We start from the raw sequence: 20,764 nt of genomic DNA, 5'->3' as shown, positions 1-20,764 counted from the left end.
CCCCCCCCCCCCCCCCCCCCCCCCTTTTTTTTTTTACAACCAGACGAGTCAATACGAGATGAGCGCTAGTCTCGTGGGCTCGGAGATGTGTATAAGAGACAGGACCGCATGGTCGGGCCCGACTGCGTTTCGAGGAGGTCCGATGGAACCGATCGAGATCAACGCGGGCGCCTGGTACCTGCGCGGAGTCCGCGACGACGAGCGGATCTCCGACGCCGCGGCACTACGCGACCTGGGCGTCGACGATCCCGAAGCCTATGTGCGGCAAGTAGATTCGGGTTGGGCCGACGAGTCGTCGTTCACCTGGGCGGTCTGTGAGCCGACGACGGGCGAACTCGTGGCGACAGTGTCGGTAGTGCTCGACGACGATCGCGCGCGGGTCGTCGGAGATGCCCGTGACGGATACGACGACGCGCTCGCTGCCGCGTATCCGGTGGTTGCCCGATTCGCCACGGGAGCACTCGGCGTCACGGTGTCCGACCAACAGACGTGACGAGCATCAACTCTTCGTCAGTACGCGCGCGAGTAGGTTGAGTTGTAGGGAAGTAACGACCTACAGGAGATGGTTCACGATGGCAGAGTTTTCCACAGTCACGGTGCTCGGTGCGGGCGTACTCGGATCTCAGATCGCATTCCAGACCGCGTACAAGGGAATCGACGTCACGTCCTACGACATCAATCAGAAGGCTCTCGACGCGGCGTCGAAGCGATACGACGAACTCGTCGAGACCTACAAGCGTGAGGTGCCCGGCGCCGCCGACGGCGCAGCGGAGGAGGCGCGCAAGCGCATCACCCTCACCGACGATCTCGCGAAAGCCGCTCAGTCCCAACTGATCATCGAAGCGGTACCCGAAATCCTCGAACTCAAGCAGGACACCTACCGCAAGCTCAACGAACTCGCGCCGAAGGACACAGTCTTCGCGACCAACTCGTCGTCGCTGCTTCCGAGCGACCTCGAATCGTCGACGGGACGCCCGGACAAGTTCCTCGCACTGCACTTCGCCAACCGGGTCTGGCAGTTCAACACCGCCGAGATCATGGGCACCAAGGACACCGACCCCGCGGTCTACGACAAGGTGGTGAAGTTCGCCGACGAGATCGGCATGGTGCCCATCCAGATCCACAAGGAGAAGGCGGGCTACGTTCTCAATTCGCTGCTGATCCCGTTCCTCAACGCGGCCCTCGAACTCGCCGCAGGCGGCTACGCCGATCCGCAGGATGTGGACAAGACCTGGCGCATCGCCACCGGATCGCCGCTGGGACCGTTCCAGATCTACGACGTCGTCGGACTGATGACGCCGTACAACATCCTGATGAACGGCGATCAGGGCAACCGCCACCTCGGCGCGTGGCTCAAGCAGAATTACATCGACAAGGGCAAGCTCGGCATGGCCAGCGGCGAGGGGTTCTACACCTACCCCAAGCAGGAGCAGCCTGCCTGAGATCGGTGACCGCTTGGCGCTACGGCTCGTCGATGTCGCGTCCCGACGCCAGGTCGGCACAATCAATGGTCTCGACGATGTCGGCGTGCGCGCGCAGATATGCCGCGGCGCCGACATCGCCGTTCAACGAATCAAGCACTCCCGCAAGGTGGTCGGCTCCGAGATAGACCGGATGTCCAGGGACGCCCCTATACCTCGCGCGTACCACGGCATCTCGTCGACGCCCCGCCTGCCTGCACACCCTCGCAACCACCTCGGCGCCGACGTCCGGCATGTCAACAACATGTAAAACCACGCCGGCGACGTTTTCCCTCGCGTGCGCCCACCCGAGTGCTGCACGCACGCTCGCCGACAGTCCGTCGGCCCAGTTGCCGACGTTGATCGTCGCAGCACCGTCGGGGGCCTCCACCACCGCCGCGCCCATCGTCACGGCCACGTCGTCGCACCCGCCGTCGGCCAGCGCCGACACCGCCGTGTTGAGCCAATCCCCTTGCGCTGCAAGTATTTTCGGCATGCCATAACGACGCCCCGCGCCCGCGGCGAGTACCACGCCAACCACCGGGTCGCTGCCGACACCATCGGAACGGCCCGTGTCGTCGAGGCGTGCGATGTTCACGGAAGCCGATCGTAGTCGCGTGTCCGAGATCTCCGTTTTAACGTCGCGGAAACGTGCACTTTCCGTTGCGCGCAAAGTCGCGCGCGGGTCCACTATCTATCTGCTGACGCGCATCCGTTCGCGCATCGGCGCCATATTCGTGTGCTCGGAACACCACCATCCGTTGGAGGCGATCATGACAACCGAGGCGACGCCGGCGTCCCCGCCGGCGAAGAAGCGCAAGCGCGTACACCCCGTCGATCAGGTGCCGCCTCCCGGCAAAATCGTCGCGCTCGGTGCACAGCATGTCGTCGCGTTCTATGCGGGTGCGGTCCTCGTGCCGCTGCTGATCGCCCGCGCGATCAAACTCGACTCCGACGCACTGACGATGCTCATCACGGCCGACCTCTTCACCTGCGGCATCGCATCGCTGCTGCAGTCGGTCGGTATCTGGAAGATCGGCGTGCGTCTGCCGCTGCTCCAGGGCATCACGTTCGCCACGCTCGCCCCGGTCATCCAAATCGCCAATCAACACGGCGGCGGTCGCGTCGGTCTGCAGACCGTCTACGGCGCGGTGATCGCGGCCGGTGTGTTCACCTTCCTCATCGCCCGTTCTTCGCGAAGCTGATCCGCTTCCTACCACCGGTGGTCACCGGCACCCTGATCACGATCATCGGCGTGTGCCTGATCCCTGTCGGTGCCGGTGACGCGGTGACCAACCCGGCCGAGCATCTGCACGACAACGCCAACTGGAAGTGGGTCTGCTACACGCTCGGCACCATTCTGCTGATCGTGTTGATGCAGCGCTTCTTCCGCGGTTTCATGGCCACGATCGCGGTGCTCCTCGGTTTGGTCGTCGGCACCTTCGTCGCCTGGCTCTGCGGCGACGCCACGTTCAGTTCGGTCGGCGAGGCAGCATGGCTCGGCTTCACGCCGCCGTTCGCCTTCGGCGCGCCGAGGTGGGATCTCGTGGCCATCGTGTCGATGATCGTCGTGCTGATGGTGGTCGCCGTGGAATCGACCGGATCGATCTTCGCCACGGGCGAGATCGTCGGCAAACGCATCAAGAAGGAAGACGTCGCAGCTGGTGTTCGTGCCGACGGCGTCGCCACAATCTTCGGCGGCATCTTCAACTCGTTCCCCTACACGGCGTTCTCCGAGAACGTCGGCCTGGTGCGCCTGACCGGAGTCAAGAGCCGCTGGGTTGTCGCGTGTGCAGGCGTCATCATGATCATCCTGGGCTGCCTGCCCAAGCTCGCGAAGATCGTCGAGTCGATTCCGGCTCCGGTCCTCGGTGGCGCCGCGCTCATAATGTTCGCGACCGTGGCCATCGTGGGAATCCAGACGCTCACGTCGGTCGACTTCACCGATCACCGCAACCTCATCATCGCGGCGACCTCGCTGGCAGTCGCGCTCTACGTGCAGTTCTCGCAGTCGTCGACCCCGACCACCGTCATCGAGAAGGGCGGCGCACACGTCGATGTACCCGCGCTGCCCGGCGTCGACCAATCGATGCCCAACATGATCTTGCAGATCCCGTTCTCAACGGGCATCACCATGGGCGCGATCACCGCAGTTCTGTTGAACCTCTTGTTCTTCCACATCGGACGACGCGGCCCAGCGGTCGCGGGCCGCGGGGCGATCACACTCGACGCGGTGAACAAGATGAGCTTCGTCGAGTTCAACGAGACGTTCGGCGGCCTTGTGCAGAACGTCGACTGGGTGGTCGAACGCGCCTACGAGCAGCGTCCGTTCGAGGACGTTCACGATCTGCGCAGCGCCTTCCAGGAGGCCATGCTGACCGGCAGCGATGAAGAGCAACTCCAGCTCATTCAGGCCTTCCCCGATCTCGGAGCCGAAGACGAGGTCGGAGAGTTGACCGCCGTCGATCACAAGGGGCTGTCGCATCTGGAGGAGACCGAGCACGAGAACGTCGTCGAGCTCGCGAAGGCGTACAAGGAGCACTTCGGGTTCCCGCTCGTCATCGACGCACAGGAGGCCGAGCGTTACGACCGCGTGCTGCGCAACGGCTGGGCTCGGATGGACAACTCCGAGACCTCGGAGAAGTCGTTCGCGCTCATCGAGATCGCGAAGATCGCCAACCACCGGTTCGACGATCTGGTGGCCGACGCCAACCCGCTGACGTCGGCTCGATTCAGCCGGCAGCCAGAGCTCTCGTAGGCTGACCGCGTGCGACGAGTCGATTGGCGAGGTCTGCCCAGTTTCAACGAGCTGTCCGAGCGACAAGCGATCGGCACCCTTTATGAGTGCTGTAGCTCGTCGATCTGGGCGTTGCGCGTCGCCAAGGCGCGCCCGTTCGTCGACGACGACGCGCTGTTGGAGTACGCCGATCTGATACTCGCCGAACTGACCGAATCCGACCTCGACGAGGCGCTGTCCGGGCACCCCCGCATCGGCGACCGCCCCGACAACGCCTCGTCGAGCAGGGAACAGTCCGGGGTCGCAGGCGCCGACCCCGAGGTGCTCGCCGAGCTCAAGCAGCTCAACAAGGAGTACGACGAGAAGTTCGGACACGTCTACCTCGTGTTCGCCAACGGACGCCCCGCGGAGGAGCTACTCGCAATCCTCAAGGAGCGCATACGCAACGACGCGCCGACCGAACGGCGCGTCCTGCGCATGGAGCTCGCGAAGATCAATCGCAGTCGGCTGCAACGGATGTTGACGCCTGCTATCGAATTCGTCGACGACTAGGCTGACCTCATGACCGGTCTGTCCACCCATGTCCTCGACGCCGTCACCGGTGCGCCGGCCGTCGGCATGTCCATCGCGCTGCGCGACGTCGACGGCGAACAACTGGCATCCGGCACCACCGACAGCGACGGCCGCATCTCACAGGTCAACGTCGACCCGCTCGCCCCGGGCACCTACCACCTCGTGTTCGCGACGGCGGATTGGTTCGGCGCCAACGGAATTGTCGGCTTCTACCCGCAGATCGACATCTGCTTCACCGTCGACGACCCGAACCGGCACTATCACGTACCGGTGCTGCTGAGCCCGTACTCGTATTCGACATATCGCGGGAGCTGAGGCCGCGCGCTCGGATGCTCGGGCGGCTCACGCGTCTCCGCTGACCGGAGTGTAGGGCGAGATGTCGTAGGCGGTCTGGACCAGGTCGGGACGCTTGCCGTCGTTGAGCGTGCGGTCCCACAACGCCGACACCTGCGACTTGATGTCGTCAACCGTGTGGGCGGGCAGCACGTGTCGGTAGTCGGTGTCGGTACCGGTGAGCACGTCGAGGGTGACCTCGATGACTTCTTCCGGGTCGAACTGCTCATGCGGAAACGAGAGCTTCTCATAGTCGAAGAGTCGAGTCGACGGATCGTCTTCCCACGACTTCCATGCCTCGAACATCGTGTCGTTGAAGCCGGTCAGGAATGGTCCGGGGTTGATCGTCGCCACCGTGATTCCGTACTCGCTGAGCTCTTGATCGAGCGCGTCGGCGAACGGCTCGACGGCGTGCTTCGACCCGGCGTAGGCGCCGGTGAACGGATCGACGGTGAGGCCCGCGACCGAGGACATGAACACGATCTTGCCGCCACCCTTGGCCACCATGGCCTTCGCGATCGGCTGGGTCAGCAGGATCGGCCCGAAGACGTTGACCTCGAACTGCCTCCTGATGTTCGCGGCGGGAATGTCCACCGACGACCCGCCCTCGGAGATGCCCGCGTTGTTCAGCAGGACGTCGACGTCCCACTGTGCGGCCTTGTCCCGATCTCCTTCGTCGGTGACGTCGAGCTTCTCCACGCGGAGGTCGACGCCGCGTTCCTTCGCCTCGGCGCGCAGGACGTTGACCTGCGCGATGATCTCGACGCCTGCGATGACGTCGTGGCCTCGCTCGGCGAGGCGCAGTGCGACCTCCTTACCGAAGCCGCTGCCTGCACCGGTGATGAGATACGTCGTGTTCGTTTGTTCAGTCACCTATCTGGTTCGGAACCGTTGGGTTCGCGGATTCATGGCGATGGTCGTCTACTAGGTCACAACGGTCAGGATGACGACGAAACGGCTGCGCTATGCTGCAACGGCAGCTGGTTCGCCCGCCGGGAATTGTGATGGAGCCCCTCCGTCCCGCGCGCGGCGTCGAATCCGACCACCGTCACCGGGGGTCGGATGAGAGGGAATCCGGTGAGAATCCGGAACTGTCCCGCAGCGGTATGTCGGAACGACCGCCGTCACCACGCACTGGGCGAAAGCCCGGGAAGCGACGGCCACTAGGAATCTCGCCTCATGTGAGCCCGCCGACGAGTCCGAAGACCTGCCTCCTGTACCGGTCGCGCCGCGACCGGTGGCTCGCCGCCTCGTGGACCGGGCGCAGGTCGATCAGCGTGTCGTGGTGTCTTCTGCACACCACCCGGGGCTCGTCGACTCTCCCTGCATGGCGGTGAACCGTCCACGTCGAATGCAGGAGTTCACGAACTCATGTCCATCAATTCAGCACACACCACCGTCGCCGAGATGGCGTCGAACTCGGTTGGCAAGCCGTTCACCGCCACCGTGCCCGGCACGCCGCGGATCGGCCCGCGCCGCGAACTCAAGCGGGCAATCGAAGGCTACTGGGCGGGCAGCGTCAGCGCTGCCGAGCTCGACCAGATCGCAGCCGGACTGCGACGCGACACCGTCGAACAGTTGGCCGCAGTCGGTTTCGACTCGATACCGGTCAACACCTTCTCCTACTACGACCAGATACTCGACACCGCAGTCCTTCTCGGTGCACTCCCCCAGCGGTTCGACGACATCGCAGATCCGCTCGACCGATACTTCACCGCGGCACGTGGCACCGCGGACATCGCTCCGCTGGAGATGACCAAGTGGTTCGACACCAACTACCACTATCTGGTCCCCGAGATCGGCGCCGACACCACGTTCGGATTGCGCCCCGAGAAGGTTCTCGGCGAGATCGCCGAAGCACACGCACACGGCGTCGAAGCCCGACCGGTCATCATCGGACCGATCACCTTCCTGGCACTCGCCAAGGCCAGCGACGATTCTCCGTCGCCACTGACGAGGATCGACGACCTACTCGGGGTGTATGAGCAGTTGCTCGCGCAACTCGCCAAGGCCGGAGTCGCGTGGGTCCAGATCGACGAGCCCGTGCTGGTCACCGATTACGCCGAAGACCTTCCCGCACTGGCCAATTCGGTGTACTCGAGGCTCGGTGCCGTCACCGACCGCCCGGCGCTCTTCGTCAACACCTACTTCGGTGACCCCGGCGCGTCTCTCGCTGCCCTGGCACGCACGCCCGTCGACGCCATCGGTATCGACCTCGTCGAGGGCTCGGTCGACTCGGTCGTCGTGGTCCCAGAACTCGCCGACAAGCTTCTCGTCGCAGGTGTCGTCGACGGTCGCAACATCTGGCGCACCGATCTCGACAAGGCGCTCGCAACCCTCGGCACCCTGTTGGGATCGGCACGCGCGCTTACTGTTTCGACGTCGTGCTCGACGCTGCACGTGCCCTACACACTCGATGCCGAGGACGAACTCGACGACAACCTACGAGGATGGCTGTCATTCGCCGCGCAGAAGTACGACGAGGTCGGGGTGCTCGCCCGCGCACTGCGCAACGGTCGTGAGTCGGAGCGGGAGGCCTTCGAGGCATCCGCCGCGGCGCTGGCCACGCGTGCAAGTGATCCGCGTGTCCACGTCCCGGCGGTGCGTGCTCGCCTGGCGGCGGTCACCGACACCGACATCACACGGATGCCCGCGGCGGAGCGCATCGCCGCACAGAACTCGCAGCTCGACCTTCCTCCGCTGCCGACCACCACGATCGGCTCCTACCCGCAGACCTCGGCGATCCGTCTCGCCCGTGCCGCGCTGCGTTCGGGTGAGATCGACGAGGCCGAGTACCAGCGGCGGATGCGTGCCGAGATCGCCGATGTGGTTGCGCTGCAAGAGAAAATCGGACTCGACGTACTCGTGCACGGGGAGCCCGAGCGCAACGACATGGTCCAGTACTTCGCCGAACAGCTCGACGGCTTCTTCGCCACGGCCAACGGGTGGGTCCAGTCGTACGGAACCCGGTGCGTGCGGCCGCCGATCCTGTACGGCGACGTCGTGCGCGCGCATCCGATGACCGTCGACTGGATCACCTACGCGCAGTCGCTGACGAACAAACCGGTGAAGGGAATGCTGACCGGTCCGGTCACGATCCTCGCGTGGTCGTTCGTCCGTGACGACCAGCCGCTCGCGGAGTCAGCCAATCAGATCGCATTGGCCATCCGCGACGAGACCGTCGATCTCGAGGAGGCCGGGATCACCATCATCCAGGTCGATGAGCCGGCCCTGCGCGAGCTACTTCCGCTACGTGATGCCGACAAGCAGCGCTACCTCGACTGGGCGGTGCGCGCGTTCCGGCTCTCCACCTCGGGTGTCGCCGACTCGTCGCAGATCCACACCCACCTATGCTACTCGGAGTTCGGCGAGGTCATCGGTGCGATCGCCGACCTCGACGCCGACGTCACGTCGATCGAGGCCGCCCGCTCCGCGATGGAGATCCTCGACGACCTCAACGCCGTCGGGTTCTCGAACGGCGTTGGACCCGGCGTCTACGACATCCACTCGCCACGGGTACCGGGCACTGCGGAGATCGAACGGTCACTGCGCGCAGCGTTGAAGGTGGTTGGCCCGCAACGACTCTGGGTCAACCCCGACTGTGGACTCAAGACCCGCACACCGGGCGAGGTGATCGCGTCGCTGAGCAACCTCGTCGCCGCCGCGACGACCGTGCGTGCCGACGTCGAACGCTGACGTCGGGGATTGACGTCGAGGAATGACGTAGAGCGCTGACGACCAGGGAATCGGCGGGATGACTCCATCTCGTCGATTCCCCGTCGATTGTCTCGTATCGTTTCAGTCATGATCATCGAGGCGCTGGTCGCAGAGATCATCGACCTCGCGGACACCCGCTCCCGAGTGGTCGTCGGATTCACCGGGCCACCGGGGGCGGGCAAGACGACGGTCGCACGTCGGGCGACTCTCGAGCTCGCCGACCGCCTCGGCGACGCACACATCGGATATCTCCCGATGGATGGTTTCCATCTCGCGACACCGATGCTGCACCTCCTCCGCCGCACCGAACGACGTGGGGCGCAAGACACCTTCGACGTCGACGGATTCGTCGCGACACTCCGCAGGGCCGCCACGCCGGACACCGAGGTCTACGCACCCGACTTCGACCACAACCTCGGCGAGCCGATCGCCGCGTCGGCACTGATCCCCGCAACGACGAAAATCGTTGTCGTCGAAGGCAACTACCTCGCATTCGACGGCGCGTGGGCGCCCGTTCGTCGACTCATCGACCGCATGTGGTTCGTCGACCTCCCCGACGCAATCCGACATGAACGTCTCCTGGCCAGACACGTCGCCACCGGCCGGAGCGTCGAGGATGCGCTCGAGTGGATCAGGAACGTCGACGACCCGAACGCCGCCCAGATCAGGGCGACCCGGGCATACTCCGACGCCGCGCTGGACGCCACCACCATCGACTGACCGCCGAGGCTCGGTTTCGACGTCAGCTGCACCTGCCGTGGCCGAGGATGGCCGACAGCTCCGCAGCACCCTGCGCATCGAGGGGCAGGAGCGGAGGCCGTGGCACCCCCGCGTCGACGCCCAGGAGCCGCAGTCCCGCCTTGACCGTGGTCGGCAATCCCCCGGCCACGATGAACCGCAGGAGCGGAGCGAGATCGTCGTAGATCTTCGCCGCCAGTTCATGATTCCCGTCAGCCACGGCTGCGTAGAGATCGAGGCACTCCTGGGCTCGCAGATGTGGGGCGGCGGTGCACCAGCCGGTGGCTCCCGATTCGAGGGCGTCGAGAACCAAAGGGTTGCTGCCGTTGTAGAAGGGCAGGTCACTCCCGGTGAGTTCCTTGATCCGAAGCATCCGGGAGAGGTCACCGGTCGATTCCTTGACCATCGTGACATTGTCGATGTCGGTGAACATCGACACGAGCAGTTCCGGGGACATATCGACGCCGCTCGTCGCGGGATTGTTGTAGGCCATGATCGGCAGATCGATCGCGGCCCCGATACTCGAATAGTGCCGGACTATTTCCCGATCGCTGAGCTTCCAGTACGAAATGGGCAGGACCATGACGGCGTCGGCGCCCGCCTGCTGTGCGTACTCTGCTCGTCGAATCGCGTTGGCGGTGGTCAGTTCCGAGGCTCCGACGATCACCGGAACACGTTGTGCGACTGCACGGGTCACGGTGTCGACGACCGTGTCGTACTCCGCGTCCGAGAGATAGGCCGCCTCACCGGTACTGCCGAGTGGCGCGATAGCGTGAACTCCCGCGGCAACGAGCGACTCCACCAGCGATGCAAGTGTCGCGGTGTCGACGTCGCCGTCGGCGGTAAAAGGCGTGACGGGATAGGCGATGATGCCGTGAATTCTTGGGCTGTCAGACATGTGTGATCGGGCTCCTCGGAAATTGGTGTGGTTCAGGATTCGGAAAGGACATCGCGGTGCGCCGCGAGTGTTCGGCGCGCGTAGTAGGAAAAGTTCGCTCGACTTCGCGCAGGCGTGAGCGTCCAGTCGTGGGCTTCACGAGCCAAACGTTCGGGAAGTGGCGCGATCGAACCCGCAGCCATCGCAGCGAGCTGCAGCTTTGCGCCACGCTCGATCAGCATCGCCAGCGAACACGCTTCTTCGACGCTGGCGCCCGCGATCACGTGTCCGTGATGGGCCAACAGCACCGCCTTCTTGTCGCCGAGGGCAGCGGTGATGATCTCCCCCTCCTCATTGCCGACGGGCACTCCGGGCCAGTCGGGCAGAAAGGCACAGTCGTCATAGAGCGGCGCGATGTCCATCTGCGAGACCACCAGCGGCACCTCGAGCATCGACAGCGCAGCCACGTGAAAGGGATGCGTGTGTACGACGCAGGCGACGTCAGGACGCGCACGGTAGATCCATGAGTGAAATCTGTTGGCAGGATTAGCCATTCCGGAGCCGGAGAGCACCTCCAGGTCTTCATCGACGAGAAGGAGGTTGTCCTCGGTGATCTCGTCGAACCCAAGACCCAACTGCTGCGTGTAGAACGTGTGCGGTTCCTCGGCCCGCGCCGTGATCTGCCCCGCAAGTCCCGAGTCATGACCGGCGTCGAACAGGGCGCGACACGTGATCGCCACCTTTTGTCGTGTCGTCAGTGACGATTCGGCGAAATTTCGCGCTATCTCTCGCGATGCGCGGGTCATGAGTTCTGACTTCGACTCACCGAACGTCGTGCTCATACCTGACCACCTTTCATCGACGTCGAGCTCGCCTGCGGCGCGTCCGACGTATCCGCCGCGACTTCGATGTCTGCGGTGTGGCCAATGTCGACACTTCGCTCGAGGTCGGCTTCGATCTCACTGAGCACGTGCCGATTCCGAAGGCTCACCAGTCCCATCCAGACGAGTCCGACAACGATGTAGGCCGCGAACACGTAGGGAAAGTAGCGCACCGGCGCCGGTGGCACCGGGTAGAAGCTCCCGATCGTCGGCACGAGAAGACAGACCACCGCGGCGACGCAGATCGCAATGTTCTTGGGCCGCAACTCGCCACGGGCACGAAGGTAGGCTGGCGCCGCGACCGACACCATGAAGTAGACAAGCAGGAACCCGAAGGCTGCCAACGTGCCTGCGTCACCAAAGATGGTCAGGGGATCGTTGAAGATCAGCAGGACGGCGACGACAGCGAAGATGATCGCCGCGTAGGCCGTCACGGCGATGTGCGGAGTTCTGTTGTGCACGTGGACTTTCCCGACATGTCCGCTGAACATCCCGTGACGCGCCATGGGCATCAGGATGCGCGCGCCCGCATTGACGCATGACAAGGTCAGCGAGAAGAAGCTCAGAATCGCACCCAAGCAGATGGGGGCTTTCAGGTAGCCCACACCGTATGCGTCGGCGAGACTGTCGAGCGGCGCGCTCAGATCCGCCAACGACAACCCGTGGTCACGCGCCCCCATCACCTCGACGTAGCTGACGAGGATGAAGAACGTGCCGGTGATGATCAGGCTCCAGCGCACCGCGCGGGGGATGTTGACCAGTGGATTCTTAGCCTCACCGCCGAGCGCTGTTGCACTTTCGAACCCGACGAGACTGAAGATGCAGGTCACCACGGCGAGCATCAACCCATGGCCACTGACTCCCTCGAGTCTGAGCTGCGGAGTGTCGACGATCGACCCGTGTCTGACCACCATCGTGACGCACAGCGCGACGATGAGGAACATCGACAGCCCCTCCAGCACGAGCATCAGCAACGACGACACACGAATGTCCTTGTATGCCACGAACCAACACAGGAGTGCACTCACCGCGAAACACACGATCGCGGGCACATTGAGGTCGACGCCGATTGCGTCGAGGAACTGATTGACGAATATCGAGAATCCGGTGAGCCCGGCGATAGCAATGAATCCGTAGGCCCAGAGCAATGTCCACCCCGCGAGGACACCGCTCTTGGCCCCGAGACCGCGCCCGATATAGGCGTACATCGAACCGGCCGATGCCGACCGGGAAGAGAAGACCTTCAGGTTCATCACGACGAAACCCAGCATGAGAGTCGCGAACAGGTACGACAGCCAGGTGCCGTTACCCGCATACGAAAACGTCAGCGGCACAATCAGAACCGCTGTCATGGTGGGCGAGATCAACGCGATGGACTGTGCCACGAGAGTAGGGAAACCGAGCACACCCGAGCGGACCTGGGCGGCCGCACTCGAGGGTTCGGATGAAGAGATCGACATGTGAAGCCTCCGCGGGCTACGTGGTGAACGGAGAGAATGGAATTCCGGCGCACTCGTCGATGGGTGCATTCATCCGGACCGGCTCACCGTAAATCGAAGTTGCCTCACAGGCAACACTGGTTGTCCGACTTGATCTATCGGTAACGTGTCGTTACCCAGTCCTCACAAATCGCTTCCGTGACGGTTCTGCGACACCACCCGGCGGTCGGATTGCTCGACGCGTCTGGTGTGACTACTGTCCGAAACGTGTCAGCCACAGTGGATCTCGAAGCGATCGGCGCCAGGATCAGAGCAGCACGAGAGCGAAAGGGTTTCACACTCGACCAGGTGTCGTCGTTGTCGTCGATCTCGAAAGCGCACCTGTCGCGGCTAGAGGCAGGCGACCGACAAGCGTCCATCGGCACGCTCGTCGAACTCGCCGACGCTCTCGACGTGAGAGTGAGCGCACTGCTCGGCGAGGACACAACCGTCGACGGAACGTCGCAGCCCTCCGGTCTTGCGATCTACGCTGCCGATGCACCGAGTCGCGCTTCTGGCGAACTCGACATCGCCGCTTTCGGCGGATTTCCCGGATCGAGAGCACTCGAGGCGCTCCGCGTACACATCTCGGCAGGTCGCCGGGCGCGGACACCAGTCACCCATCGCGGCGAAGAGTGGTTGTACGTTGTCACCGGACGCCTCACGTTCGAATTCGACGCAGTCAGCTACGACGTTCCCGCCGGTTCGGCCGTCCACTTCGACGCCACTCACCCGCACAGACTCGGCGCCGACGTCGACACCGAACTACTTCTCGTGTCGGCGATTGACCGGGCGACGCTCAGCCAGATTCGCCACTGACAGCGTCGTCGAATCGCGTCGGGACGCCGAACCCGCTTAGCCTCAGCCGATTTCGATCAGCAAGTCGCCGGGTGAAACCTGCTGCACCGACGTCACCGCGACCCGGGCGACCTTGCCGCCGACCGGCGCGGTGATGGTCGCCTCCATCTTCATCGCCTCGATCGTGCCGATCGCCGCGCCCGCCGCGATCTCGTCGCCGACGTCCACCGACAGCGAGACGACGCCCGCGAAGGGTGCGCCAACGTGATTCGGATTTGACCGATCAGCACGCTCGGCGGCGGCAACCTTGGAGTCGACGGACCGATCTCGTACGGCGACCGGCCGCAACTGACCGTTGAGCACACACATCACCGTGCGCATGCCCTTCTCGTCGGGTTCGCTGATCGCCTCGAGACCAATCAGGAGTTCGACGCCCGGCTCGAGTTCCACACGATGCTCGTCGCCATAGCGCAGTCCGTAGAAGAACTGATTGGCCGACAGCCTCGACGTATCCCCATAGGTTTCCTGATGCTCCTCGAATTCCCTTGTCGGACCGGGGAACAACAGCGTGTTGAGGGTCTCCTGCCGGTGCCTGCCCGCCGTGTCGAGTGCGGTGTCGTCGGCTGCACTGAGCTCTTCGACGGGGCGCGGGGCCGTGCGACCGGCGAGCGCACGGGTACGCAGCGGCTCGGGCCATCCTCCCGCGGGCTCGCCCAATTCGCCTCGGAGAAAACCGATCACGGAGTCGGGGATGTCGTAGGCGCCGGGATTCGCGGCAAAGTCAGCCGGCGCGATGCCCTGCCCGACGAGGGCAAGGGCAAGATCGCCGACGACCTTCGACGACGGCGTCACCTTGATCAGGCGCCCCAGCATCGCATCCGCGGCAGCGTAGGCCTCTTCGACAGCCTCGAACCGGTTGCCCAGTCCCAACGCGATGGCCTGCTGACGCAGATTCGACAGCTGGCCGCCCGGAATTTCGTGCGAGTAGACGCGCCCGGTCGGTGCGGGAACACCGGATTCGAAGGGGGCGTACACCTTTCGCACCGCTTCCCAGTACGGCTCCAGGTCGCAGACCGCCTTGAGGTCCAGCCCGGTGTCGTGCTCGGTGTGCGCAAACGCCGCGACGATTGCCGACAGCGGCGGCTGACTCGTGGTGCCCGCCAAGGGTGCCGACGCGCCGTCGACGGCGTCGGCGCCCGCGTTGACGGCCGCGAGGTACGTCGCCAACTGTCCGCCAGGGGTGTCGTGGGTGTGGACGTGGATGGGCAGATCGAACTCGCTTCGCAACGCGCGGACCAGCTTGTCGGCCGCGGGCGCCCGCAGCAGCCCCGCCATGTCCTTGATCGCGAGGACATGCGCACCGGCGTCGACGATCTGCTCCGCCAGGCGCAGGTAGTAGTCGAGGGTGTAGAGCTTCTCGTCGGGGTTCGCGAGGTCGCCCGTGTAGCTCATCGCGACTTCGGCGACCGCGCGATCGGTCTCGAGCACCGCGTCGATGGCGGGTCGCATCTGCTCGATGTTGTTGAGCGCGTCGAAGATTCGGAAGATGTCGATGCCCACGTCCGTCGCCTCGGCGACGAAGGCGGTCGTCACCTTCTGCGGGTACGGCGTATACCCGACGGTGTTGGCACCGCGCAGCAGCATCTGGAGACAGATGTTGGGAATCTCTTCGCGCAACTGCGCCAACCGATCCCACGGATCTTCCTTCAGGAACCGCAGCGCGACGTCGTAGGTGGCGCCGCCCCAACACTCGACGGACAGCAGCTGCGGGGTCGTCGCCGCGACATACGGTGCGACGGCGAGCATTCCGCTCGTCCGCACGCGCGTCGCGAGCAGCGACTGATGGGCGTCGCGGAAGGTCGTGTCGGTGACACCGACGGCCGCGCGCTCGCGAAGGTCGCGCGCAAAACCGTTGGGCCCCAGGGTCAACAGTCGCTGCCGCGAGCCGTCGGGCGGGGCGAGTAGTTGCGCGCGGTCGAGCGCGGGAAGCTTGTCGCGCGGGTACACCGTGCTCGGACGTTCCCCGTGCGGCTTGTTGACCGTCACGTCCGCGAGATACGACAGAATGCGCGTACCGCGGTCAGCCGATCCACGTGAATTCAACAGCCACGGGCGGTCTTCGATGAACGACGTCGTCACGTGTCCCGCGGCAAAGTCGGGGTCGTCGAGCACCGCCTGCAGGAACGGAATGTTGGTGGCCACACCGCGAATGCGGAACTCCGCCAGGGCACGTCGTGCACGACGCACCGCAGTGTCGAAGTCGCGACCGCGGCAGGTCAGCTTCACCAGCATCGAGTCGAAATGGCCGCTGATCTCTCCGCCGAGAACCGCACCGCCGTCGAGTCGGATGCCTGCACCACCGGGCGTGCGGTAGGCGGTGATACGTCCGACGTCGGGCCGGAAACCATCCGACGGGTCCTCGGTGGTGATACGGCACTGTAGTGCTGCTCCACGGATCGCGATCGAGTCCTGACTCAACCCCAGGTCGTCGAGCGACTGCCCCGACGCCACCCGCAACTGCGCACCGACAAGGTCGACGTCGGTGATCTCCTCGGTCACCGTGTGCTCCACCTGAATCCGCGGATTCATTTCGATGAACACGTGCCGACCCTGCTCATCAACCAAGAATTCGACGGTCCCGGCGCACGAATAGCCGATCTGCTTGGCGAACGCGACGGCATCGGCGCAGATCCGCTCCCGTAGTTGCGGATCGAGGTTTGGCGCCGGAGCCAACTCGACGACCTTCTGGTGTCGACGCTGCACGCTGCAGTCGCGCTCGAAGAGATGGATGACGTTGCCCTGCGTGTCGGCCAGGATCTGCACCTCGATGTGGCGCGGATTGATCACGGCCTGCTCGAGAAACACCGTCGGGTCGCCGAACGCGGTATCGGCCTCGCGCGACGCCGCCGAAATGGCTTCGGCGAGATCCTCTCGCTTCGCAACGCGACGCATACCGCGACCACCACCACCGGCAACCGCCTTGACGAAGACCGGGAACTGCATGTCGGCAGATGCCGCAACCAACTCGTCGACGTCGGCCGACGGCTCCGAGGACGCCAACACCGGCAACCCGGCAGCCTTCGCCGCAGCGATGGCCTCGGCCTTGTTGCCGGTCAGCTCGAGTACATGCGCGGGCGGTCCGACGAACGTGATGCCGTGCTCGGCACACGCCGCGGCCAAGCCCGCGTTCTCCGACAGGAAGCCATAGCCAGGGTAGACCGCATCGGCACCCGAATGCAGTGCGGCACCGATGATCTCGTCGACGGAGAGATACGCACGCACCGGATGCCCCGGTACGCCGATCTGGTACGACTCGTCGGCCTTCAGTCGGTGCAGCGAGTTGCGGTCCTCATACGGGAATACCGCGACTGTTCCGGCCCCGAGCTCATATGCCGCACGAAATGCTCGGATCGCGATCTCACCACGATTTGCGACCAGGACTTTCTCAAACATCTCGGGACACAACTTTCGTTCGTCGAATACACGTTGCCCGGGCAGGCACCATCGGGACAGGCACCGCCGTCGTCGTCGACCCTATCCGCAAGTGAGGGTGATACCTCACTTTTGTCTCACAGTGTGAGAGTGCGCTGCGCGGGTCCTGTGTAGCTACTCAACGGACGGATCAGCGAGTTCGACGCTGCCTGTTCCATGATGTGCGCAGTCCACCCCGTGATGCGGCTCATCACGAAAATCGGCGTGAACGATCCGATGTCGAAGCCCATCAGGTGATACGCGGGGCCGGTCGGGAAGTCGAGATTCGGTTTGATACCCGTGCGCTCGTCCATCTGCCGCTCGAGTTCGGTGTAGATACTCAGCCATCGGTCGTCGCCGAGCTGTTCGGAGACCTCGACGAGAGCCGCACGCATGGTCGGCACCCGCGAATCACCGTTTTTGTAGACACGATGGCCGAACCCCATCACCTTGTCCTTGTTCGCAAGCTTGCGCTCGAGCCAGGCGATCGCCTGTTCTGGGCGGTCTATCTCGATCATGTCGTACATGACCGCTTCGTTGGCGCCGCCGTGCAGCGATCCCTTCAGGGCTCCGATTGCCGCTGTCACCGCGCTGTAGATGTCCGACTGAGTCGAGGTCACGACACGGGCTGCGAAGGTCGATGCGTTGAAGCTGTGCTCGGCGTAGAGCACCATCGACTTCTCGAACGCCGAGACGATCACCGGATCGGGAACCTCCCCGAAGCACATGGCCAGAAAATTCTCCGCGTAGCCGAGTCCGTGGTGCGGGGCTATGGGGTCGAGACCGCGTCGTCGACGCATGTCCGCCGCGACGATGGTCGGCAGGATCGAGAACATCCGCAGCGCCTTGTCGTAGTTCGCGGTGGGCGCCGCATTGTCCTCGTCCGGGTCCTCGGTGCCGAGGTAGCTGATGACCGTCCGAACGACGTCCATCGGGTGGCAGTTCTCCGGAATGCGGGCAAGGACGGCCTGCGTCGACCGATCGAGTCGACGACTCGCCCGCTCCCGCTGCGTGAACGCGGCGAGTTGGGCGTCGGTGGGCAACTCGCCGTGCCACAGCAGGTACGCGACCTGCTCGAAGCTGCAGCGCGCGGCGAGATCCTGTACCGGATAGCCCCGGTAGGTCAACGAATTCGTCTCGGGCACAACCTTCGAGATCGCAGTGGTGTCGACGACGACCCCGGCAAGCCCCTTGTGAACAGCGTGTTGGCCAACTGGCGGCGCGCTCATGGATGTACCTCCGGCGTGGAATTCAGGGTGAAGTTGAACAGTTCGGAATCGAAGTCGTTGTAGTCCGCGTAGCGCAGCAACTCGTAGAGCCTGCTTCGGTGCTGCATGCCGTCGAGAAGTCCCGATTGTGTTCCGGCAGAGTCGATCTCCCGAAGTCCTGATTCGACGGCACCCATCGCGATGCGTAGCGTCGTCACCGGATAGATGACCGCGTTGTAGCCGACGTCCCCCAGCTGTTTCGCAGTGAGCAGGTCGGATTTGCCGAACTCCGTCATGTTGGCCAGGAGCGGAACATCAACGGCCGCACGGAATCTCTCGAACTCCGAGGCGTCACGCAATGCCTCCGTGAAGATGAGGTCGGCGCCGGCATCGGCATACGCCTTGGCACGGTCGATCGCGGCGTCGAGACCCTCGACGCCACGCGCGTCCGTCCGCGCACAGATCACGAAGTTCTCGTCGCGTCGTGCCGTGACCGCTGCCGCAAGCGTTGCGAGCATGTCGCCGACGGGAACGACGTCCTTGCCGTCGAGATGACCACACCGCTTGGGATTGACCTGATCCTCGAAATGACAGCCCGACAACCCCGCGTCTTCGAGGGTGGCAACGGTCCGCGCCGCACTCATGGGTTCACCGAATCCGGTGTCGGCGTCGACAAGTGACGGCAGGTCGGTTGCGTGGGCGATCTGCCCGCCGCGAGCGGCGACCTCGCTGAGCGTCGTGAGCCCGATGTCGGGGAGTCCGATATCGGCCGAGAGCACCGCGCCGGATACATACACGCCCTCGAACCCGACGTCGGCGATGAGCTTGGCCACCAGCGGCGAGAATGCGCCGGGCCAACGCTGCAGACTCCCCGACGCCAGGCCCGCCCGCAGCGCGATCCGCTTGTCCGTGGCAGATACCGATGACGAGAACAGCCCCGCCACAGCGCTTTCCGATGAGGTCATCAGAAGATCCCCGCCCCGATGGACGGAGCCTTGTCGAGTATGACGGACAGCACCGACGGATTGAGTGCGTCGAGGCCTCCCGCCTCGAGCGACGCGAGACCGGCTGCCGCATCGAGGAATCGACGCTGCTCGGCTGTATCGATCACGCCGTCTGCCATGGCGGAGAACTTGGCCTCGTACTGCTCCCGGCCAAATGGTCGGGCGCCGAGGGGATGTGCGTCCGCAACAGCCAGTTCGTCTGTGATGATCTCGCCGTTGCGCAGCGTCACAACCGCTTTCGCGCCGAACGCCTTCTCCGCCGGATCGGTGGAGTGGTAGCGGCGCGTCCACTCGGTATCTTCGACGGTCGAGATCTTGCGCCAGAGCTCGACGGTGTCGGGACGATTCGCACGTTCTGGCGCATACGACGCCTCGTGGTGCCAAAAGCCGTCCTGGAGTGCGACGGCGAAGATGTAGGGAACCGAGTGGTCGAGCGTCTCGCGACTGGCCGACGGATCGAACTTCTGGGGATCACCGGAGCCCGTACCGATCACGACGTGGGTGTGGTGGCTGGTGTGCAGCACGATCGATTCGATGTCGGCGAGATCGGTGATCCGCTCACGCATCCGACGCGCGAGGTCGATCGGCGCCTGACTCTGATACTCGGCCGAGTGCTCCTTGGTGTAGCTGTCGAGGATCGCCCGCTTGGCCTCGCCCGGACCGGGAAGCGGTATCTCGTAGACCTTCTCGGGGCCACCGAGTAGCCACGCGATCACGCCGTCCTCGCCCTCCCAGATCGGAGCGGGCGCACCCTCACCTCGCATCGCGCGGTCGACGGCTTCGATCGCGATCTTGCCCGCGTGAGCCGGCGCGTATGCCTTCCAACTGGAGATGAGCCCCTTCCGCGACTGCCGCGTCGCGGTTGTCAGGTGCAGGGCTTGGCCAACGGCCTGGTAGATCGTCTCGACGTCGAGACGCAACATGGTTCCCAGCCCCGCGGCGACGGAAGGACCGAGGTGCGCAACGTGGTCGATCTTGTGCTCGTGCAAACACATTCCGCGCGTCAGATCGATCTGGATCTCGTAGGCGGTGGCGATGCCTCGGATCAGGTCTGCACCCCCGGCGCCGACGTGCTGCGCCACCGCGACCAGCGGGGGGATGTTGTCGCCCGGGTGCGAGTACTCGGCGGCGAGGAAGGTGTCGTGGAAGTCGAGTTCACGCACGGCCACCCCGTTGGCCCACGCGGCCCACTCCGGGGAGTACGTGCCTGCGACACCGAACACCGCCGCGCCGCGGCCGCCCCGTCCGTGCGGGTGCGCGAGCGCCTGTAACCGCGCAGCCGTCACCGGTCGACGGATCACCGACGCGGCGCTGACCGCCGCGTTGTCGATGACCCGATTGATCACCATCTCGGCTGTCTCGATCGGCACCTCGACAGGGTCGGCGGCAACCTCGGCGATTTTCTGAGCGAGATGCTCGGACTGACCGAAGTCGGAGGCACTGCGGTGGGTCCGCACGTTGTGAATGATCATGTTCGCACCGTACGCAT

The 20,764-nt window shown here is 64.5% G+C and carries 16 protein-coding genes, 1 pseudogene and 1 riboswitch; of the genes and pseudogenes, 8 read left to right on the top strand and 9 right to left on the bottom strand.

Annotation, left to right across the window (positions count from 1 at the left end; translation table 11 throughout):
- Nucleotides 1-142 precede the first annotated feature (142 nt).
- Nucleotides 143-493, top strand: coding sequence for a hypothetical protein (locus A5785_RS07810; RefSeq protein ID WP_005205820.1), 351 nt, complete (start codon nucleotides 143-145; stop codon nucleotides 491-493).
- Between the two features lie 79 nt (nucleotides 494-572).
- A complete protein-coding gene (locus tag A5785_RS07805; protein WP_064861567.1) occupies nucleotides 573-1,442 on the top strand; it encodes a 3-hydroxyacyl-CoA dehydrogenase in 870 nt (289 codons plus the stop codon).
- 19 nt (nucleotides 1,443-1,461) lie between these two features.
- Here the strand turns inward: A5785_RS07805 and A5785_RS07800 are convergent, their stop codons facing one another.
- A complete protein-coding gene (locus A5785_RS07800; protein WP_082946547.1) occupies nucleotides 1,462-2,058 on the bottom strand; it encodes a nucleotidyltransferase family protein in 597 nt (198 codons plus the stop codon).
- A gap of 175 nt (nucleotides 2,059-2,233) precedes the next feature.
- Here A5785_RS07800 and A5785_RS07795 point away from each other — a divergent pair.
- The 3 genes and pseudogenes from A5785_RS07795 to uraH all read left to right on the top strand — a co-directional run bounded on the left by A5785_RS07795 (nucleotide 2,234) and on the right by uraH (nucleotide 5,085).
- Nucleotides 2,234-4,218, top strand: a pseudogene (locus A5785_RS07795) (solute carrier family 23 protein).
- Nucleotides 4,219-4,227: 9 nt separating this feature from the next.
- Nucleotides 4,228-4,749, top strand: coding sequence for a 2-oxo-4-hydroxy-4-carboxy-5-ureidoimidazoline decarboxylase (gene uraD / locus A5785_RS07790; protein WP_005205825.1), 522 nt, complete (start codon nucleotides 4,228-4,230; stop codon nucleotides 4,747-4,749).
- A gap of 9 nt (nucleotides 4,750-4,758) precedes the next feature.
- On the top strand, nucleotides 4,759-5,085 hold the full coding sequence (gene uraH / locus A5785_RS07785) for a hydroxyisourate hydrolase (protein WP_005205826.1): 327 nt from the start codon (nucleotides 4,759-4,761) through the stop codon (nucleotides 5,083-5,085).
- 27 nt (nucleotides 5,086-5,112) lie between these two features.
- On the opposite strand, the gene A5785_RS07780 is transcribed toward uraH, so the two are convergent.
- Nucleotides 5,113-5,976, bottom strand: a complete 864-nt coding sequence (locus tag A5785_RS07780; protein WP_064865623.1) for an SDR family oxidoreductase — start codon at nucleotides 5,974-5,976, stop codon at nucleotides 5,113-5,115.
- A 165-nt stretch (nucleotides 5,977-6,141) separates the two neighbouring features.
- A riboswitch (cobalamin riboswitch) is annotated at nucleotides 6,142-6,332 on the top strand.
- 142 nt (nucleotides 6,333-6,474) lie between these two features.
- On the opposite strand from A5785_RS07780, the gene metE reads away from it, so the two are divergent.
- Both metE and A5785_RS07770 read left to right on the top strand, forming a co-directional pair.
- Nucleotides 6,475-8,799 carry a 5-methyltetrahydropteroyltriglutamate--homocysteine S-methyltransferase gene (metE, locus tag A5785_RS07775; RefSeq protein ID WP_082946546.1) on the top strand — a complete coding sequence of 775 codons (2,325 nt, stop codon included), beginning with the start codon at nucleotides 6,475-6,477 and terminating at the stop codon, nucleotides 8,797-8,799.
- A 108-nt stretch (nucleotides 8,800-8,907) separates the two neighbouring features.
- Nucleotides 8,908-9,540 carry a nucleoside/nucleotide kinase family protein gene (locus A5785_RS07770; RefSeq protein ID WP_064865620.1) on the top strand — a complete coding sequence of 211 codons (633 nt, stop codon included), beginning with the start codon at nucleotides 8,908-8,910 and terminating at the stop codon, nucleotides 9,538-9,540.
- Between the two features lie 22 nt (nucleotides 9,541-9,562).
- On the opposite strand, the gene A5785_RS07765 is transcribed toward A5785_RS07770, so the two are convergent.
- Genes A5785_RS07765 through A5785_RS07755 form a run of 3 tightly spaced genes read right to left on the bottom strand, consistent with a single transcriptional unit; the run spans nucleotide 9,563 to nucleotide 12,776 of the window.
- Entirely contained in the window at nucleotides 9,563-10,456 is an 894-nt protein-coding gene (locus A5785_RS07765) for a dihydrodipicolinate synthase family protein (protein WP_064865618.1), read from the bottom strand.
- A gap of 32 nt (nucleotides 10,457-10,488) precedes the next feature.
- Nucleotides 10,489-11,277, bottom strand: a complete 789-nt coding sequence (locus tag A5785_RS07760; RefSeq protein WP_064865615.1) for an aldolase — start codon at nucleotides 11,275-11,277, stop codon at nucleotides 10,489-10,491.
- Nucleotides 11,274-12,776, bottom strand: coding sequence for an APC family permease (locus tag A5785_RS07755; RefSeq protein ID WP_064865613.1), 1,503 nt, complete (start codon nucleotides 12,774-12,776; stop codon nucleotides 11,274-11,276). Before A5785_RS07755 ends, A5785_RS07760 begins: the two co-directional genes overlap by 4 nt.
- 246 nt (nucleotides 12,777-13,022) lie before the next feature.
- On the opposite strand from A5785_RS07755, the gene A5785_RS07750 reads away from it, so the two are divergent.
- Nucleotides 13,023-13,613: a helix-turn-helix domain-containing protein gene (locus A5785_RS07750; protein ID WP_156528009.1), complete on the top strand. Its 591-nt coding sequence runs from the start codon at nucleotides 13,023-13,025 to the stop codon at nucleotides 13,611-13,613.
- A 42-nt stretch (nucleotides 13,614-13,655) separates the two neighbouring features.
- Here A5785_RS07750 and A5785_RS07745 read toward each other — a convergent pair whose 3' ends face one another.
- From A5785_RS07745 to prpD, 4 genes are all read right to left on the bottom strand, one after another.
- Nucleotides 13,656-17,045, bottom strand: a complete 3,390-nt coding sequence (locus A5785_RS07745) for a pyruvate carboxylase (protein ID WP_064865611.1) — start codon at nucleotides 17,043-17,045, stop codon at nucleotides 13,656-13,658.
- 116 nt (nucleotides 17,046-17,161) lie between these two features.
- Nucleotides 17,162-18,292 carry a bifunctional 2-methylcitrate synthase/citrate synthase gene (locus tag A5785_RS07740; RefSeq protein WP_064865609.1) on the bottom strand — a complete coding sequence of 377 codons (1,131 nt, stop codon included), beginning with the start codon at nucleotides 18,290-18,292 and terminating at the stop codon, nucleotides 17,162-17,164.
- On the bottom strand, nucleotides 18,289-19,236 hold the full coding sequence (gene prpB / locus A5785_RS07735) for a methylisocitrate lyase (protein WP_064865607.1): 948 nt from the start codon (nucleotides 19,234-19,236) through the stop codon (nucleotides 18,289-18,291). The genes A5785_RS07740 and prpB overlap by 4 nt, the downstream gene beginning before the upstream one ends.
- The gene (gene prpD, locus A5785_RS07730) at nucleotides 19,236-20,747 is read right to left on the bottom strand and encodes a 2-methylcitrate dehydratase PrpD (protein ID WP_064865605.1); all 1,512 of its coding nucleotides are present in this window, start codon (nucleotides 20,745-20,747) and stop codon (nucleotides 19,236-19,238) included. The genes prpB and prpD overlap by 1 nt, the downstream gene beginning before the upstream one ends.
- Between the last annotated feature and the right edge of the window lie 17 nt (nucleotides 20,748-20,764).

Source organism: Gordonia sp. 852002-50395_SCH5434458 (assembly GCF_001665905.1).
Lineage (GTDB): Bacteria > Actinomycetota > Actinomycetes > Mycobacteriales > Mycobacteriaceae > Gordonia > Gordonia jacobaea.
This window is presented reverse-complemented; position numbering and strand designations above follow the sequence as displayed.

Coding starts and splice junctions, on each gene's coding strand:
- uraH (WP_005205826.1), top strand. CDS start 4,759: ATGACCGGTCTGTCCACCCATGTCCTCGACGCCGTCACCGGTGCGCCG.
- A5785_RS07740 (WP_064865609.1), bottom strand. CDS start 18,292: ATGAGCGCGCCGCCAGTTGGCCAACACGCTGTTCACAAGGGGCTTGCC.
- A5785_RS07765 (WP_064865618.1), bottom strand. CDS start 10,456: ATGTCTGACAGCCCAAGAATTCACGGCATCATCGCCTATCCCGTCACG.
- A5785_RS07810 (WP_005205820.1), top strand. CDS start 143: ATGGAACCGATCGAGATCAACGCGGGCGCCTGGTACCTGCGCGGAGTC.
- metE (WP_082946546.1), top strand. CDS start 6,475: ATGTCCATCAATTCAGCACACACCACCGTCGCCGAGATGGCGTCGAAC.
- A5785_RS07745 (WP_064865611.1), bottom strand. CDS start 17,045: ATGTTTGAGAAAGTCCTGGTCGCAAATCGTGGTGAGATCGCGATCCGA.
- A5785_RS07760 (WP_064865615.1), bottom strand. CDS start 11,277: ATGAGCACGACGTTCGGTGAGTCGAAGTCAGAACTCATGACCCGCGCA.
- A5785_RS07805 (WP_064861567.1), top strand. CDS start 573: ATGGCAGAGTTTTCCACAGTCACGGTGCTCGGTGCGGGCGTACTCGGA.
- A5785_RS07770 (WP_064865620.1), top strand. CDS start 8,908: ATGATCATCGAGGCGCTGGTCGCAGAGATCATCGACCTCGCGGACACC.
- prpD (WP_064865605.1), bottom strand. CDS start 20,747: ATGATCATTCACAACGTGCGGACCCACCGCAGTGCCTCCGACTTCGGT.
- prpB (WP_064865607.1), bottom strand. CDS start 19,236: ATGACCTCATCGGAAAGCGCTGTGGCGGGGCTGTTCTCGTCATCGGTA.
- A5785_RS07755 (WP_064865613.1), bottom strand. CDS start 12,776: ATGTCGATCTCTTCATCCGAACCCTCGAGTGCGGCCGCCCAGGTCCGC.